The organism is Rhizobium sp. 10N414 (assembly GCF_056394785.1).
The window spans coordinates 1-16650 of record NZ_JBFTIN010000014.1 but is presented as its reverse complement, the minus strand read 5'-3'; the positions used below and the strand labels follow the sequence as shown (position 1 = coordinate 16650).

Genomic DNA, 16650 nt, shown 5'->3' with positions numbered 1-16650 from the left:
CAAGAACTGCGGCGTTCCTCTTTGAGGAGAGAAGCGAACATCGCAGTTGGGAGGGAAAGTACGATATGACGGACACAGCTCAACTGAGCCTTCATGTGCCGGAACCTGCCGTCCGGCCGGGCGGTCTACCCGATTTCTCCAACGTGAAGATAGCCAAGGCAGGCGTGGTGCCGCGCCCCGAGGTCGACGTTGCGCCGGAAGAGATCCGCGACCTCGCCTACTCGATCATTCGTGTCCTCAACCGCGAGGGAGAGGCTGTCGGCCCATGGTCGGGCATGCTCTCCGACGAAGAGTTGCTGATCGGCCTGCGCAACATGATGAAGCTTCGCGCTTTCGATGCTCGCATGCTCATGGCACAGCGACAGGGCAAGACGTCCTTCTACATGCAGCATCTCGGCGAGGAAGCCGTCAGTTGCGCCTTCCGTAAGGCGCTTCGCAAGGGCGACATGAACTTCCCGACCTACCGCCAGGCAGGTCTCCTGATCGCCGACGATTATCCGATGGTCGAGATGATGAACCAGATCTTCTCGAACGAAAGCGATCCGTTGCGAGGGCGCCAGCTGCCGATCATGTATTCGTCGAAGGAACACGGCTTTTTCACCATCTCGGGCAACCTCGCCACCCAATATGTCCAGGCGGTCGGCTGGGCCATGGCGTCGGCCATCAAGAACGACAGCAGGATCGCGGCTGCCTGGATCGGTGACGGCTCGACGGCGGAGTCTGATTTTCATTCCGCTCTCGTGTTTGCCTCTACCTACAAAGCCCCGGTCATCCTCAATATCGTCAACAATCAGTGGGCGATTTCGACATTCCAGGGGATCGCCCGCGGCGGCTCCGGCACGTTTGCAGCGCGCGGACTTGGTTTCGGCATTCCGGCCCTGCGCGTCGATGGCAACGACTATCTCGCGGTCTACGCCGTCGCACGTTGGGCAACCGAGCGGGCACGGCGAAACCTCGGACCTACCCTGATCGAATATGTCACCTACCGCGTTGGCGCCCATTCGACTTCTGATGATCCGAGCGCCTATCGGCCAAAGACGGAGTCCGAAGCCTGGCCACTGGGCGATCCGGTGCTGCGCTTGAAAAAGCACCTGATCATCAGGGGCGCATGGTCGGAAGAGCGGCATGTCCAGGCCGAAGCGGAAATCATGGATGAGGTGATTGAAGCCCAGAAGCAGGCCGAGCACCACGGCACGCTGCATGCAGGGGGCAAGCCCTCGGTGCGAGACATCTTCGAAGGCGTCTACGCGGAAATGCCGCCACACATTCGTCGCCAGCGGCAGAAGGCAGGTTTCTGACATGGCCAGAATGACGATGATTGAAGCGGTGCGCAGCGCCATGGACGTTTCGATGGCCCGCGACGACAACGTGGTGGTGTTCGGCGAGGACGTCGGATATTTCGGCGGCGTGTTTCGTTGTACCCAAGGACTGCAGGCGAAGTACGGCAAGACAAGATGCTTCGACACGCCGATCAGCGAGTCCGGCATTGTCGGCACCGCTATCGGCATGGCGGCCTATGGTCTGAAGCCCTGTGTCGAGATCCAGTTCGCGGACTACATGTATCCGGCCTACGATCAGATCACCCAGGAGGCCGCTCGCATCCGCTATCGCTCAAACGGCGATTTCACATGTCCGATCGTGTTGCGAATGCCCACTGGCGGCGGCATTTTCGGCGGCCAGACTCACAGCCAGAGCCCGGAAGCATTGTTCACACATGTCTGCGGCTTGAAGGTCGTCGTACCCTCCAATCCCTATGACGCGAAGGGGCTGCTCATTTCCTCGATCGAGGATCCGGATCCGGTGATGTTCCTGGAACCGAAGCGGCTCTACAACGGGCCATTTGATGGCCACCACGAGCGTCCGGTCACGCCATGGTCGAAGCACGACCTCGGAGAGGTGCCCGAGGGCCATTACTCGATCCCGATCGGCAAGGCCGACATCCGGCGCTCGGGCTCAGCCGTGACGGTCATCGCCTACGGCACGATGGTGCACGTGGCGCTTGCTGCCGCCGAAGACACGGGCATCGATGCCGAGGTGATCGATCTGCGCAGCCTCTTGCCGCTCGACCTCGATAGCATCGTGCAGTCCGTCAACAAGACCGGGCGATGCGTCGTCGTCCATGAGGCGACCCTGACGTCGGGGTTTGGCGCAGAGATCGCATCTCTCGTGCAGGAGCACTGCTTCTACCACCTCGAAGCGCCGGTCATGCGCGTTGCCGGCTGGGATACGCCCTATCCGCATGCGCAGGAATGGGACTACTTCCCCGGCCCCGGACGGGTTGGACGGGCGCTTGCCGAAGTCATGGAGGCCTGACACATGGGCGAATTCACGATCAAGATGCCCGATGTCGGCGAAGGTGTGGCGGAAGCCGAGCTTGTTGAATGGCACGTCAAGGCGGGCGACCCGGTCAAGGAGGATATGGTCATCGCCGCCGTCATGACCGACAAGGCGACGGTCGAGATCCCTTCGCCCGTTACGGGGACCGTCGTCTGGTTGGGCGCTGAAGTTGGCGACAAGATCGCCGTCAAGGCGCCGCTTGTCAGGATCGAGACTGGCGATGGCGAGACGACAGGCGACGTGAAGGCACCTCCTGCCGAGGCACCGGCGAAAGCTGCCGACAGTCCACCCCTTGCAGTCGAGCCGGACACCCGGCCGGTCACCAAGGCCGCGATTGTGCTTCGCCCCGAGGCTCCGGCACCGGCAGAAAAGCCGCTGGCATCACCATCCGTGCGGCTCTTTGCAAGGGAAAGCGGCGTTGACCTGCGCCAACTCAAGGGATCGGGACCCGCCGGCCGCATTCTTCGCGAGGATGTCGAGCTATTCATCGCGCGCGGCGAAGTGCCGTCCCAACCGGTGGCGATTGCGAAAAGGACGTCGACCGAGGAGATCAAGCTCACCGGCCTCAGGCGCCGCATCGCCGAAAAGATGTCGTTGTCGACCTCTCGCATTCCCCACATCACCTATGTCGAGGAAGTCGACATGACGGCGCTGGAGGAATTGCGGGCCACCATGAACCGCGACCGCAAGCCGGAACAGCCGAAGCTCACTGTCCTGCCGTTCCTGATGCGGGCAATCGTGAGGGCTGTCGCCGAACAGCCGAACGTGAACGCGACCTTCGACGACGACAAGGGCATCCTCACCCGGCATGGCGGTGTCCATATCGGCATTGCCGCGCAGACGCCCGCCGGGCTTGTCGTCCCTGTGGTCAAGAACGCGGAGGCGCGTGGCATCTGGGATTGCGCGACCGAAATGGGCCGCCTGGCGGATGCTGCGCGCGCGGGCACCGCGACCCGCGATGAATTAAGCGGTTCGACCATCACCATCAGCTCGCTTGGGGCGCTTGGCGGCATCGTCTCGACTCCAGTTATCAACCATCCGGAGGTCGCGATCGTTGGCGTCAACAAGATCGCCGTGCGCCCGGCCTGGGACGGCACCCAGTTCGTGCCGCGCAAGATGATGAATCTCTCCTCAAGTTTCGACCACCGCATCATCGACGGATGGGATGCCGCCACCTTCGTCCAACGTGTTCGGGTCCTTCTCGAGACGCCCGCCCTTATCTTCATCGAAGGCTAACATCCATGAAAGAGATCGTCTGCAAGCTTCTCGTCATCGGCGCCGGGCCGGGCGGCTATGTCTGCGCCATCAGGGCCGGACAACTCGGCCTCGATACCGTCATCGTCGAGGCGGGCAAGCCCGGCGGCACCTGCCTGAATGTCGGATGTATTCCGTCAAAGGCGCTCATCCATGCGGCCGAGGAGTTCGGAGCCACAAGACAGATGCTTGCTGGCAAGAACGCAATGGGCATTCGTGTCGAGGCTGCTTCGATCGACCTCGCAAAGACCATCGCCTGGAAGGATGGGATCGTCGGTCGGCTGAATGGAGGCGTCTCCGCTCTGCTGCAGAAGGCCAGGGTCAAGATCGTTCACGGCCGCGCGGCCTTCCGCGACGGCAAAACCGTGGAGGTCGAAACGGAGGTCGGCACGCAGGTCGTTCGTGCCGAGACGGTGGTGATTGCTACGGGTTCCGAACCTGTGGAACTCGCAGCGCTGCCATTCAGAGGTCGGGTCATCTCGTCCACGGAGGCGCTCTCGCTGGCCGAATTGCCGAAGAAACTCGTCGTCGTGGGTGGTGGCTATATCGGCCTCGAACTCGGCACGGCATTTGCGAAGCTGGGGTCGGAGGTAACGGTCGTCGAGGCGATGGAGCAGATACTGCCGCAATATGATGCCGATCTCGTGCGGCCGGTTGCACGACGGCTTGGCGAACTTGGCCTTCGGGTCCTGACAGGCGCAAAAGCGAAGGGGCTTTCGGACGACGGCAATGCGCTGGCCGTCGAGACGTCGGACGGCCAGCAACAACTGCTTCCCGCCGACCGCGTGCTGGTGACCGTGGGTCGCCGCCCCAAAATATCGGGATCGGGTATCGAAGAGCTCGATCTCGATCGTACAGGACCATATCTGCGTATCGACGATCGCTGCCGCACCTCGATGCGGGGCGTCTATGCGATCGGTGATATTACCGGCGAGCCAATGCTGGCCCATCGCGCCATGGCGCAGGGAGAAATGGTTGCGGAGATCGTTGCCGGCAAGCAGCGTGCCTGGGACAAGCGTTGCATCCCGGCGATCTGCTTTACCGATCCGGAAATCGTAACGGCAGGACTTTCGCCGGAGGAGGCGCGCGCCCAAGGCTACGCGATCCGGGTCGGTCAATTCCCGTTCAGCGCAAACGGCCGCGCAATGACGATGGTGTCTGAGGAAGGCTTCGTGCGGGTCGTGGCGCGTGCGGATACCGGTCTCCTTCTTGGTCTGCAGGCCGTCGGTGCGGGTGTCTCAGAACTGTCGGCGAGCTTTGCGCTGGCAATCGAGATGGGCGCACGGCTGGAGGACCTCGCGGGCACAATCCACGCGCATCCGACACGGAGCGAGGCCGTGCAGGAAGCAGCACTGAAGGCGTTGGGGCACGCGCTGCACATCTGATACGATTTTTCCGCAGGAACGGCTTGGGAGGCGCGATATCGGTTTGGCCACGCCGCACAATCTGATAGCAAGCGCGCTCCACCGTCACCGGAGCAGTTGAGATGGCCGCCGCATTGTATCGAGACTACATCGTTGACCTGAAAGCCAGGATCGATGACCTGCACACCAACGCGGAGAGCTATCAGAGCTACGCGTTGACGATGGAACTGCTGGCCCAAAAGAACCTTGTCAGCTACTCCGCAAAAAAAGCGAAGGGGCAAACGGAAGGCCTCTCCTATCGACGCGACTTTACGACGGGGCAAGCTGTCCGGATGCAGCAGGAAAGCGCCTATGCGCTGTTCAGCGGGTTCTTCAATCTTGGCCAGTTTCTGGCCTTCACCGGACAGGGGCGCGAGCAGAATGCCAAACAGTTCGCCGAGCTTCTAACCGATAATTGGCAGTACCCGACCTGTGCGGTGCATTTTGACTACCGTCGGAAGGGACAACCAAAGACGGCGTCCACCCGGATGCACTTTGTCGGATTAAATGGGGAGGCGGAAGCCACATCCTACGAGCAGACGGCTCGAACGGACAGTTTGGTGCTGCGCAGACCTTTTGCATCTGCTCTGTTCTGGGAATGGAAATAACGCGGCCGGGCAGATCGACTTAGCCGCCTCGAATCGAGCCGCGCCAAACCAGTTCGGCATGAAGTCTGATCGACTGCTCGTGGACAGCGCCATCATTGTCCGGCTGCGAATGCGAGAGCCAGTCGATCGCCTTGGAAGCTATCGCTGAAACCGGCTGGGCGAAGGTCGTCAGGTCATACGAGGACCATGAGGCCTGCTCGATATTGTCAAAGCCTGCAATGCACAGCTGGTCTGGCACCGATATCGAAAACTGGTGGCGGGCGGCGTCCATGAACCCGCATGCGAGGAGGTCGGTCGCGCAGAAGACGGCATCCGGGCGTTCCGGGCGCGTCAACATTCGCTGTGCAAGGACTTTTCCCGCATCGTAACCCGTCCATCCATGACGCTCGACAGAAACCTCCATTCCGAGCGCATTCGCCGCCGCGACGAATCCCCGCTCACGAGCCATCAAGCTTGGTGTTCCGGCTTCCGAGTTGGCAAAAGCCAGCTTCCGGCATCCAGCTCTGACGAAGGCCGTCACCACCTGCCCGGCCGCCTCGCGATCATCAAGATTGATCCGCAATGGACCGGGCTGTTCGTCATCGCGATTGATGAGGACAAGCCGCTGTCCGCTTCGCAGACAGAGTTGTGCGATGGATTTGTCCGGCATTCCGGACAGGATGATCGAAGCATCTGCGCGATAGCGGATCGCTTGGCGAAGGGCTTGGTCCACGCTGCCGTCCGAGCGGTCCGTGTTGATCAACATCGCCACCTTGCCGGCATTCTGCAGCAACATTGTCAGTTCGCGTAGCAAAGCAGAACGATTGGGTGTCGCCACGTCGGACACGATGAGGCAAACAATGCCGCTTTCATTGCGCATGAGACCGCGGGCAAGAGCATTTACGTGGTAACCGAGCGTTTCGGCTCCCTCGAGCACCCGTCGCCGGGTCTCGGGTGAGGCGCTGGCACCTGGCGTAAACGTCCGCGACACAGCGGATCGTGAAACGCCCGCTCTATCAGCGACTTCCTGCGCACTTACGAACACCTTCTCCGACACGCGTTCCCGTCCCCCACCCACATGAAGTCTGCACATTGCTGAACGGCACACAAGTCGAGTTTTTGCCTTCCGCCATGAACATCTGGTGACAGCCAGCGCGTTCGGCATTGTCGACGCTACATCCCCAATCGCAACCCCTTCCTCCGTGAAAGCGAGCGCTTCATCTCACTCTGCTGAGTGAGTTCGGCCCGATGGCTACGATCGGCGAGGCGTACGACGCCGCGGATGCGCTCGATCTCGCCAGTCTGATTGAGCCCAGCCCGCCTCAGCTGCTCCGCAAGATCTGACGGATTGGCGCGACCGAAGCGTTTTTCGATCGCACTCGCCGTCTCACTTGCCTCGTCGAGCGCCTTGGAGCCCTCGATCGTTGCCTTTAGCTGTGCAACGAACGCCCCCTTTTCCGCGTAAGGCAAATCATCGAGCTTCCGAAGCAGCGCCTCGGCATGGTTGCTGAGACCAGGCACGTCGATCACATCCTGCTTTTCTCGCCTCCATTGCTCGGAACTGCATTCCGCCTCAAAACGGCGTTGCCACGTCTTTCCGGATTGTTCGACACGAAACGCAAGCGCGTTGACGAGGCCAAGTGCCTGTCGGCGCTCGGCGTTCTCTCCGAATGTTCCTGTCCTTCCGACGAGAGTGCCGACTGTCTCCGGTGTGGAGCGAAGCTGTTTCCCGAGTTCGGCAGGGTCTACGTTTCCTTCGACAATGCGGCCCCGCAACCCGTCAATGACGGCATGTGCGTTGGAGTATATCCGTCGGGCAAGCAACTTCGCGGATTCCCAATCGCGTTCAAATACCGGCATCGCTTTCAAGCGTGCGACGTCATCCACGCTGTTCTCATACTTCGCGATTGCCGGGATTAGCACCGGACGATCATGACCGTGGTCAAGCCTCTCAGGACGGACGCCGCCTTCACACACACTATGACCACTCAGCGACGGCATTTCGTGCGTGGGCGCGACAGTGTGCCCAGCCGGAACGGACCGCTCCTCCTTCTCGGCCTCAGCGCCCTTGCCATGGTGATCACCTATGCCGCGTCGGCCGGCAACCGATGGGGCATAGTCGAGCGTGGTCTCCTTGGCCCCTGACCTGCTGAGTGTCTCACTCAAGGACCGCACCGTCTTGAACTCGTCCAACCCCGCATAAAGCTGCGCCTTCTCACGATGACGGGTCATTGCGACGTAGGCCAGATGTCGGTCCATGGTCCTCGATGCCAGAACGAAACTGCAATCCACCGTCGACCCTTGGGTCTTGTGGATTGTTGTCGCGTAGCCGTGATCAAACGCCTGATAACTATTCACCGGCATGGTCACGCAGCGTTGGCCATTTGCCGCCTGTGCGCTTCCATCAAGCCGGACTTGTATTGCGTCCGGCGCGACAGATATCACTTCACCCAACATGCCGTTCTTGACGCCGAGGTCGCGATCATTTTCCAGAAAAACGATCCGATCGCACCGGGCGAAGGCGCGTATCCCGTTGTTCGTCCGGTAAGTGAGTTCATGACCCTGAACGTCCGATCCTTTAGCGCCTTTCGCAAGGCCACCACGCTCCTGTAATGCTGCCCGTATTCCAGCATTGATCGAAGCCACGTCCTTGCGACTGTGCGCCATCGCAATGCGTGTAGCATCAGGGTTTGCCGATCGGTCAGCAACATAATCCGCAATGATCGCCTTCAAAGCATCCTCGCGGCTTGCCTTGAGATGAAGATTTCCGTGTGCGTTGTAGGCTGACAGCCCAGCAGCGGTCCGGTGAGAGGCAAAGTCGATTGAGGCCCGCTTTTGCCAATCCGATCTTTGCCTGCGAACTTCAGAAAGCTGCGCATGTCCGACCACTTTTGCGATTGCTCGAAACGGCGCTCCTGCTCCAATCGCCTGGAGCTGTTCATGGTCTCCGACAAGGACGAGTTTTGCTCCAGCCTCTCTGATCTCCTCGACGAAGCGCGCAAGCTGCCGGCTTCCAATCATTCCGGCTTCGTCGATGACGAACACATCCCTCGATTTGGGGCGACTGCGACCGGCCTGCCAACTGTATTCCCAGGACGCAAGAGTACGGCTCACTATGCCTGACGATTCCTCCAATCCTTCCGCCGCCTTGCCGGCAAGCGCTGCCCCGTGAACACGATAGCCCTGAGCCTCCCAGGCCTGCCGAGCGGCTGCCAGCATCGTGCTCTTGCCAGCACCGGCCATGCCGAGCACCACTGCGATCTGACCAGGCGCGGTGACATGTTCGATCGCACGACGCTGTTCGCCCGACAGGCCCTGCCCCGATGATGCACCGCTCGCCTTGATCAGCCGGTCCTGATCGAAAATCGCTTTTTCAACGTGCCGCTTCGAGACCCAGTGCTTTTGACGTCCTTTCATTGCCACCACCGAGGTTGCCATCGCACCCTCGACCGCAACCATCTCCATCGTCGAATAGCGTGCCTCTCCGCTGCCGCCGCGATCCGCTGTTTCAGGTTTCAGTTCGACCAGTGCCTTGGACGACATGACTGATGCAAAGGCATTCTGGAATGTCTGCGGATCATCATTGATGTAGCGGTGCAGGGCCCGGGCAATGTCGTAACGGTTGAAGACACTCTTCTCGTTGGTGATAAGCTTCAGAATCTCTTCGGGACGCCGGCGAATGGTTTCTGCATTTCGATCGGCCGATTGCGGAGCGATGCGGGCACGCGAGACTTGCCCACCTTGGCGACCTATCTGGGTCGCGTGAACACCGACATGTTCGGTCGGCTCGATCGTCAGCCCAGCCTCCAGGTGCGAGCGGTGGTCAATGCGAACATCGACGCTTGCTTTCGCAAGATGCCGATTGGCGAGGTGCTCCCAGGCTTGCCGGAGCTCCTGCAGCTGCAACTGCGACGGGAGCATATGGTTGGCGAGAAGCCATCGGTTCTCTCGCTCAAGCAGCGTCTTATCGCCAAGGCCACACTCTTTCACCTCTCGGGTCGTCATCATCAGATGCGCGTGGCAGTTGCGCAGATCGCTTTTGACGTCGGGCTGATGGATTGCGAAGTCGACGGCCGCGCCATAGCGATTGGCGAGATGCTGGGCGAGCGCACGGGTCAAAGCCACGCGCTGATCTGGATTGAGCTCGTGCGGCAGTGCGATCTCGAATTCCCGGGCGATACGCGCGTCGTTTCGCTTCTCCGCACGCTCGGCTGCGTTCCACAAGACCGATCGCTTCATTGCCCAATCAGCTGACACTTCAGCGGGCAATACGATCTCGGCATGCTCCACACCCTTTTTGTTGGTGAAGTCATGGGTCATCCCGTCGCGCTCATTGGTGAGCCGCGCCGCGGCACGGTAGGCGGCGGAGGCGACAGCACTGCGCCCGCCACTGCGAGCGATCGCCTTCATGCTGAGATGATAGATCGCCATAGTCCTCCTCTTCCCGCGGGGTCTGCCGGCCCGCGCACTGAGTTGCCCCGCAACTCGTAAGTGCGCCCTTGTGCCCTCGTCGGCTTGCCTCCTCCGGCCCTGTGGGAGCATGCAGGCGATGCCCGCGATCAGTGTCTTCGCTGCCACTTGCATGCATCTACCCGCAGATTTGCGAGTTGCCGGAATGCAAGGGTTCGATGAGCCTCGTGGCCGCGCATTCATCGCGGACGACACCTGGCCGGACATGCGCTTCAGCAACGTTCAAAGGGGAGGCAGCAACGTGGCACGCAAATCGATCGGCGAAAGGCTGGCGCAGCTGGAAGCGCGGCGAAAGACACTGCAGATCCGGCTCAGCAAGCAGGAGCGCAGCATCGACACCAGGCGCAAGGTGCTGATCGGCGCCCTCATCCTGCATCGGCTGACCAACCGTGATGTGCAGATATCGGAAGGGCTCGCCACGTGGCTCAGATCCGAACTGCCGAAGTTCCTGGTCCGGGACGCCGACCGGCAGCTGTTTGACGACCTGCTGGTGGGACAGACAAACACCTCGGGCACCCAGACCATTGACAGTGAGGTGGCCCAATGACCCAGTTTGCTCTCGTCAAACACGCTGTGGCAAACATGATGCGCATGGCCGCGCGCGACCCATTATGGGCGATCGTTGCAATGATCACGTTTCCGTTCCGCTACGCAAAGTCGTTCGCCATGCATGCGATGAGCTACGTGTCGATCATCCTGGTCGTCTCAATCGCGATCGACTATCTGACCCGGGGCCTTCCCGGCAGCAGCGAAGGAGGCATCCTCGTCCTTGTCGGCAACTGCGTGTTTTTCCTGTTTGCACTGGCGCTGCTCCTGCGGATGCTGTCCGCTCCCCTGATCACGCATTTTGGAATGGCAAGCGACGACACACATGGTTCGGCGCGCCTTGCCAGCAAAAAGGAAATCAAACCGCTGACGCGATCACCTGACGGCCTGCTGATCGGCCGCGCGCCTGGCTCGGGCCGGCTTCTTCGCTATGACGGACCGGCCCATCTCATCACGATGGCACCGACCCGCAGTGGCAAAGGTGTCGGGACGATCATCCCGAACCTGTTGACGGCAGATCGTTCGATCATCTGCGTCGATCCGAAAGGCGAGAATGCAAGGGTAGCGGGGGATGCACGGCTCCGCTTTGGACCGGTTCATATCCTCGATCCATTCGGCATTACCGGCAAGCCATCGGCTGCCTTCAATCCTCTCAGCGGCTTTGACGCTGACAGTATCGATGTCGCCGAGGACGCGGCCACACTTGCCGATGCGCTCGTGTTCGACGAGCCAGGCCTTGCGGGCGATGCTCACTGGAACGAGGAAGCCAAGGCCCTGATTGCGGGACTGCTTCTCCATGTCGTTGCAACCCAGCCCGACGACAGGCGCACGCTGACGATGCTGAGGCACATGCTGACGCTGGCACCAGAAGCGTTCAGCATCCTGCTCGACGAGATGCAGGACAGTGATGCCGTCAATGGACTGATCGCGCGTGCGGCCAACCGGCATCTGGGCAAGTCCGATCGTGAGGCAAGCGGCGTGCTTTCGGCCGCCCAGCGGCACACGCATTTCCTCGACAGCCCGCGCATGACCAACGTGCTGTCTCGATCGGATTTCCGGTTTGGCGATCTGAAGTCAGAAAAGGCGACCGTCTTTCTGGTGTTGCCGCCAGACAGGCTTGCGGCCTATTCGCGCTGGCTGCGCCTGTTGATCTCCCAGAGCCTGATCGAGATGGCGCGCACGTCACCTTCGTCACATTCATCGGCGTCAGTTTCATCGGCGTCACGTTCGTCGGCACCACCCGTCCTATATCTTCTCGATGAGTTTGCAGCCCTTGGCCATCTGGCACCGATCGAACGAGCCATGGGGCTGATGGCAGGGTATGGCGTGCAGCTCTGGCCGATCGTCCAGGACATTCATCAACTACGCGCCACCTATGGCCAGCGCGCCGGCACGTTCTTATCGAATGCCGGCGTGTTGCAGGTCTTCGGGGTCAATGATCATGACAGTGCCCGGCTCGTCTCCGACCTGCTCGGTGAGGAGACTGTCGTGTTCAATACGATTGCGCGCGCACTCGATTCCGAAAAGACCGGTCTCTCGTTTGCCGAGCAGCATGTCGCCCGCCCGCTTCTGACCCCCGATGAGGTCCGCAACCTGCCCGCCAGTGTCGAGATTCTGTTCATCGCAGGACAGCGGCCGATCGCCGCCGGAAAGCTCAGATATTACGCGGACCCTGAATTTGCAGGACTGTTCGAAAAGCAGCAAAGCTGAGATGAGGTGGCGCTCTCCGGCGTGCCGTTTTCTTCATTACACTTCAAGTCCGAGACGTCAGTATCTTGGCCAAGCCGCGAGCAGCGGTCATCGCTCGCGAATCTAATCAGAAGCTGGCTGAAGGATGCACTGAACACGTAAATGGGAAGGACCCCGCCCGGATTGGGCGGGGTCCTGCTTTCCATGCGGCATCGTCAGGCGTGAAAGGGCGGCTCACGCCGCCCCCTCGTCTACGAAGCTTGGCTGCAGGTGATGCAGGTAATCGACGGCACGCTGCGCCTGTGAAGCCGCCGTGAAGATCGCGCGCTTGTCGCCGCTGAGCACGGTCAACCAGCTATCGATGTAGCTTGCATGATCGGGACGCGGTTCAAGTTCCGGAACGATCCCGAGGTCGGCGCACAGGAATGCGCTGCCCAGTTCGGCAATCAGTTCTTCCCGGGCGCGCTCACTGCGATCCGTCCCATAGCGGCTAAGATCGCGATCGAGCCGTCCCTTTGCCGATGTCCAGTGCGTCAATTCGTGACTGAGGATGGCAAAGTAACAGACGTCGTCCCGGAAGGCGTCGCAGTGCGGCATCTGAATATAGTCGTGGGCCGCGGCATAGTAGGCAGATGTGCCGCCATGACGGATCATGGCGCCGGTGTTGGCAAAGAAGCGACCGGCCTCCCCGATGCGGTCGAATGGATCGGACAGGCTAGCTGGCTTGTCAACTCGGGCACCGAGGCCGTCGATCTGATCGGCATTGAAGACGGTGTAGGCTTTCATGAAGGGGATGGAGCGCTCGACGTCATCGCCGCCATCAGCGGTTTCGGTACGGATGATCGAGCTGGCAAAGACGACGGTCGTTCCGCTTTCGCCCTTGCGAACCGCGCCGCCAAGTTCGAGCGCCTGGCGGAAGGTCATCCAGGTCGAGGACGAGAAGCCGCGGGCGATTGCCTCGGACCAGAGGAGGATGACGTTGATCCCGGAATAGGGGGCGCCATTGAAGCGCAGCGGTCGTGAGACCGGATCGGACGGATAAGCGTTATGCCAGGGTTGGGTCCAGGGACGGACACCCTGTTCGAGAGCGGCAATGATCGTGTCGGTGATGCGGCCGTGGATGTCGGATCGTTGGCTGGTTTGCTGCCTTGTCATGTTGGAACCTCCGCTTTGGGGTCGCGACCATCGCGACCTGCTACGGCGGTCCAACAGCCGGGCTTCAAGCACTGGCCGGCACCCGAAGGGCCGAAACGCCAGTGGAGGACGGCAACGCCGTTGCGGCCAGTGCGAGCCTGGCAGGACCGAAAGCCGCAGCAGGACGCGGGGGACGCGGGTTCAAGCGGATCCACAGGTTCAGGCGGCAAACAAACACCAACGCGATCGACACCTTGGCGTACGGCAACACAGAACGGCCGGCACCGACCGTCCCTGGCATCCGGTCAGGAAGGCATCTTGGCCAGCGGTCCTGTGCGACCGCACACAAGGTCGCACATATGGATGCAACCGGAGGCTCGACCCGCCGCTCTTCTCACGTTCCTCGTCTACCAGATATTGAAGGAAGCGCAGGATCAGGCGCTGCGACGCCGTATCGAGTACGATGCGTAACACACTAAAGGCACCTTCGGCTCAATAGCTTTTTCAGCCTTGCCTTTCCGCCTGGCCGCGTCGCTGAGAACGAATCCGTTCCCATGCGGGACCCTGAGTGGCTATAGGGCTTGATCCATCCTCAGGATCACACAACGGTTGTTCGCGAAGGCACACGATTCGCGTTCGACGGACAGCCTCACCGGGATAGGCGCATTCAGCCTTGCTTGCCACTTCGTCAGACCAAGGTCCAAGTGAGGATCAGGCTTCAGTCCTATTTCTTCCGTGAAGAACAAGAGGCAATCTGTGGTTGATCCGAATCGCACGCGCCCGAGACCTCGACGAGCGACGAAGGATCGAGGGCTTTCCCGGTCCCGCCGACCCGGAAAGCCCTTTTCATGTTTGAGTACCGCGACGTTTAACGGCATGGAACCACACAATGCGACAACGCGACGAAGCGCTTACATCGAACGATTTGTCCATCTGTGATGAAATCCTGAAGGACGTCGCGCAAAAACATTTGATCAACGATCAGAACGACAGAGTTCATCTCGCGGCCATTGTCATTGAGATTTACCGCCAGGGAGTACGTGATCCGGAACAGTTATCTCTGTTGGCCGGTGCGTCCTGCGAAGCGATGCTCGAAATGAGGCGCCTCGATCCTGGCGGCACACCGGCGGCGCTCTAAAACCTCTGAGGTGGACCACGCTGTGATCTACCTTCGAGACATTGGGGACCGGTGCACCTGCCCGGCCCGGTCAGCCCGGACACTCGCATGCAATTCGTTTCCATCGAAGAGCTCGACGCCAACGGGCAGTGCCCAACCCCAATCGCAAACTTTCCTTTGTCGCACCACCCAGTGGCCATGACGGTATCCGTCGTATTTCCGTGTCCAGCAGAGTTGGGCGTAACGATATCCCGCCCGTGGTAGTCGCCGTCGTACACGTAGCGTGGCAAACGGGAGCATTCAGACAGGCGCGCATATCCCTTCCAACTCGACGAGCGCGTCACCGAGCATAGTCTTGCATTCGTCCATTGTGGCAGTGTCACATATCTTCACACCTCTCGTCGGACTGAGCCAGATCTTGGGGGCTCCGACCACATCGCGATACGCCTTCGTGCTGACGCCCTCCTCGCGGCCTACGAAGCCGACACCGAGTGTTCCGATGAAGATTGACGCCATGGCCGCCGCTGTTGGGTGAGGCACCTGTCACGATGAGCATCGAAGCGCACTCGGAACACGAAGGCCTTTGATCCGTTTTTTCCCCAAAGGAGAGCCGCATGCCGACCCATAGCACCGACAGCACCCCTGGCAGATTGAAATGCCAACTGGCCGAGCTGGACGCCATCTGGCCAACCACAGGTGTTCTAAACGAAGAGCAACAGAGATTGATTGATGCATATCGTTCGGGACAAATCGACGACGAAGAGTTTCAACTGCACCTCGCAAATGATCCGGTGCTGGCCAATTACGTTGAGGAATTGTGCCAAGCTCGAGACGACGCTCCAAGAGACCACATGGCGCCATAGGTGCGGCCCGACGCTCTGGTGATTGCAGCGGTAACGCAAAAGGGCGGCAGCTAACCAATGCTCCGATTGACTCCACCAACCTATATGAACAGGCTAGCTCCGAGATACCACCACGGGAGTGCAAACCATGAGCCCTGAACGTTTTAGCGAATGTCTGCTCCACATCCGATGGACCCCGATCAATATCGCATCGGCGCTGCAGTGCGAGCTCTCATGGATCGAAGCGTTGGAAGCCGGCAACGAAGAAGTTCCGGCCGAACTGGCTACGTGGTTGGAGCGGCTGGCGAAGGCACACGAAGCTTTGCCGACGCCGGCGAGCTGCCGGGGCAAGAGTTCAATCCATTGAGAGAAACAGAAGAGGCACGCGATGAAGGGCGAGTGAAGTGATGTAGCGTTTACCTGCGACGTTGCGTCCACCTACCACTACCACTTACTCGCGAATTGACATGCCAATTGCGCTTCTGGAAAATCTCCATGAACGCAAGGAGATGGGCATGCCAAGAACCACTTCGCGCAGCCCCGACATGGACATTGAAATCGGAAAGCGCATTCGCGGCCTCCGAGAACTGCGCGGAATCACCCAGGTGAATCTTGCGGTAGCCCTGAACGTGTCGTTCCAACAGGTTCAAAAATATGAAAAGGGAACAAACAGGGTGGCTGCATCCACGCTAGTTCACATGTGCAAGGCGTTAAATATAAGCCCGATGGAAATCCTCGGAGACTATTTTGCCGATGCGCAAGGCGGCCAGGACGTGTCGGCGAATTGCACAGATTGCTAGAGACCGCCGAGAACCGCATGAGGGAAATCCATAAGCTATCGGAGGGTTTCCGGTAGGGTTCGCCCCCACTTTGACGGGAATCGAGGAAAGCGCTAACTCAACCCCACATTGTGGTACAAATGATGTTGGAGCCCGCGTTATTTACGGCATCTCTCCTTGTTACATCGAACGTCCAGGAGGCGACTCCCGAATGGCTGCTTTCGGGCGGGGGTGCCGGTTAAAGCGTTCCGATAGCACAACGTGTGATCCGGAAGGGCGGCTAACAGAAAAAAACCCGCCGAAGGAAGCGGGGCGGAGTTTGTGTGACTGGAAAGGTGGGTCTGAACTAGATGGTGTTGTCTAATCGCATTGCGTTGGTCAAACTCTTTTTGACATGCTCAACAACGCCCGGCCGAGCATCGTTCGACCGGGACGAGTACTAAACCGTGGATGTGCGGACCGCTGTTTCATGTTGCGTTGTTGATGACGTTT

The 16650-nt window shown here is 60.1% G+C and carries 15 protein-coding genes; 11 read left to right on the top strand and 4 right to left on the bottom strand.

Translation table 11 applies throughout. The features are described 5' to 3' along the window. The first annotated feature begins 65 nt into the window (after positions 1-65). The 5 genes from AC1DE4_RS14885 (at position 66) to AC1DE4_RS14865 (ending at position 5602) form a co-directional block, all read left to right on the top strand. Positions 66-1298 (top strand): thiamine pyrophosphate-dependent enzyme, encoded by a 1233-nt coding sequence (locus tag AC1DE4_RS14885; protein ID WP_018857998.1) that lies wholly within the window; start codon positions 66-68, stop codon positions 1296-1298. A 1-nt stretch (position 1299) separates the two neighbouring features. Continuing rightward, positions 1300-2313 (top strand): alpha-ketoacid dehydrogenase subunit beta, encoded by a 1014-nt coding sequence (locus tag AC1DE4_RS14880; RefSeq protein ID WP_018857997.1) that lies wholly within the window; start codon positions 1300-1302, stop codon positions 2311-2313. 3 nt (positions 2314-2316) lie between these two features. Continuing rightward, on the top strand, positions 2317-3573 hold the full coding sequence (locus AC1DE4_RS14875) for a dihydrolipoamide acetyltransferase family protein (RefSeq protein ID WP_477881866.1): 1257 nt from the start codon (positions 2317-2319) through the stop codon (positions 3571-3573). 5 nt (positions 3574-3578) lie between these two features. Then, complete coding sequence (lpdA, locus tag AC1DE4_RS14870; protein WP_477881864.1) at positions 3579-4976, top strand: dihydrolipoyl dehydrogenase; 1398 nt, start codon at positions 3579-3581, stop codon at positions 4974-4976. A gap of 101 nt (positions 4977-5077) precedes the next feature. Then, positions 5078-5602: a hypothetical protein gene (locus AC1DE4_RS14865; RefSeq protein ID WP_018857994.1), complete on the top strand. Its 525-nt coding sequence runs from the start codon at positions 5078-5080 to the stop codon at positions 5600-5602. Positions 5603-5621: 19 nt separating this feature from the next. Here the strand turns inward: AC1DE4_RS14865 and AC1DE4_RS14860 are convergent, their stop codons facing one another. Continuing rightward, positions 5622-6638 (bottom strand): LacI family DNA-binding transcriptional regulator, encoded by a 1017-nt coding sequence (locus AC1DE4_RS14860; RefSeq protein WP_477881861.1) that lies wholly within the window; start codon positions 6636-6638, stop codon positions 5622-5624. A 116-nt stretch (positions 6639-6754) separates the two neighbouring features. Beyond that, on the bottom strand, positions 6755-10012 hold the full coding sequence (gene traA, locus AC1DE4_RS14855; protein ID WP_477881859.1) for a Ti-type conjugative transfer relaxase TraA: 3258 nt from the start codon (positions 10010-10012) through the stop codon (positions 6755-6757). Positions 10013-10292: 280 nt separating this feature from the next. Between traA and AC1DE4_RS14850 the strand changes: the two genes are divergently transcribed. Both AC1DE4_RS14850 and AC1DE4_RS14845 read left to right on the top strand, forming a co-directional pair. Continuing rightward, complete coding sequence (locus tag AC1DE4_RS14850) at positions 10293-10598, top strand: mobilization protein (protein WP_477881975.1); 306 nt, start codon at positions 10293-10295, stop codon at positions 10596-10598. Beyond that, positions 10595-12307, top strand: coding sequence for a type IV secretory system conjugative DNA transfer family protein (locus AC1DE4_RS14845; protein ID WP_477881857.1), 1713 nt, complete (start codon positions 10595-10597; stop codon positions 12305-12307). Before AC1DE4_RS14850 ends, AC1DE4_RS14845 begins: the two co-directional genes overlap by 4 nt. A gap of 213 nt (positions 12308-12520) precedes the next feature. Here the strand turns inward: AC1DE4_RS14845 and AC1DE4_RS14840 are convergent, their stop codons facing one another. After that, positions 12521-13441, bottom strand: coding sequence for an ArdC family protein (locus tag AC1DE4_RS14840; protein ID WP_477881855.1), 921 nt, complete (start codon positions 13439-13441; stop codon positions 12521-12523). Positions 13442-14309: 868 nt separating this feature from the next. On the opposite strand from AC1DE4_RS14840, the gene AC1DE4_RS14835 reads away from it, so the two are divergent. Then, on the top strand, positions 14310-14558 hold the full coding sequence (locus tag AC1DE4_RS14835) for a hypothetical protein (RefSeq protein WP_018860438.1): 249 nt from the start codon (positions 14310-14312) through the stop codon (positions 14556-14558). Positions 14559-14837: 279 nt separating this feature from the next. Here AC1DE4_RS14835 and AC1DE4_RS14830 read toward each other — a convergent pair whose 3' ends face one another. Beyond that, positions 14838-15053 (bottom strand): lysozyme family protein, encoded by a 216-nt coding sequence (locus AC1DE4_RS14830; RefSeq protein ID WP_477881853.1) that lies wholly within the window; start codon positions 15051-15053, stop codon positions 14838-14840. Positions 15054-15151: 98 nt separating this feature from the next. On the opposite strand from AC1DE4_RS14830, the gene AC1DE4_RS14825 reads away from it, so the two are divergent. From AC1DE4_RS14825 to AC1DE4_RS14815, 3 genes are all read left to right on the top strand, one after another. Continuing rightward, entirely contained in the window at positions 15152-15400 is a 249-nt protein-coding gene (locus AC1DE4_RS14825) for a hypothetical protein (RefSeq protein ID WP_025662481.1), read from the top strand. Positions 15401-15527: 127 nt separating this feature from the next. Continuing rightward, positions 15528-15746 carry a hypothetical protein gene (locus AC1DE4_RS14820; protein WP_025662480.1) on the top strand — a complete coding sequence of 73 codons (219 nt, stop codon included), beginning with the start codon at positions 15528-15530 and terminating at the stop codon, positions 15744-15746. 100 nt (positions 15747-15846) lie between these two features. Further along, positions 15847-16179: a helix-turn-helix domain-containing protein gene (locus AC1DE4_RS14815; protein ID WP_477881850.1), complete on the top strand. Its 333-nt coding sequence runs from the start codon at positions 15847-15849 to the stop codon at positions 16177-16179. Positions 16180-16650: the final 471 nt, after the last annotated feature.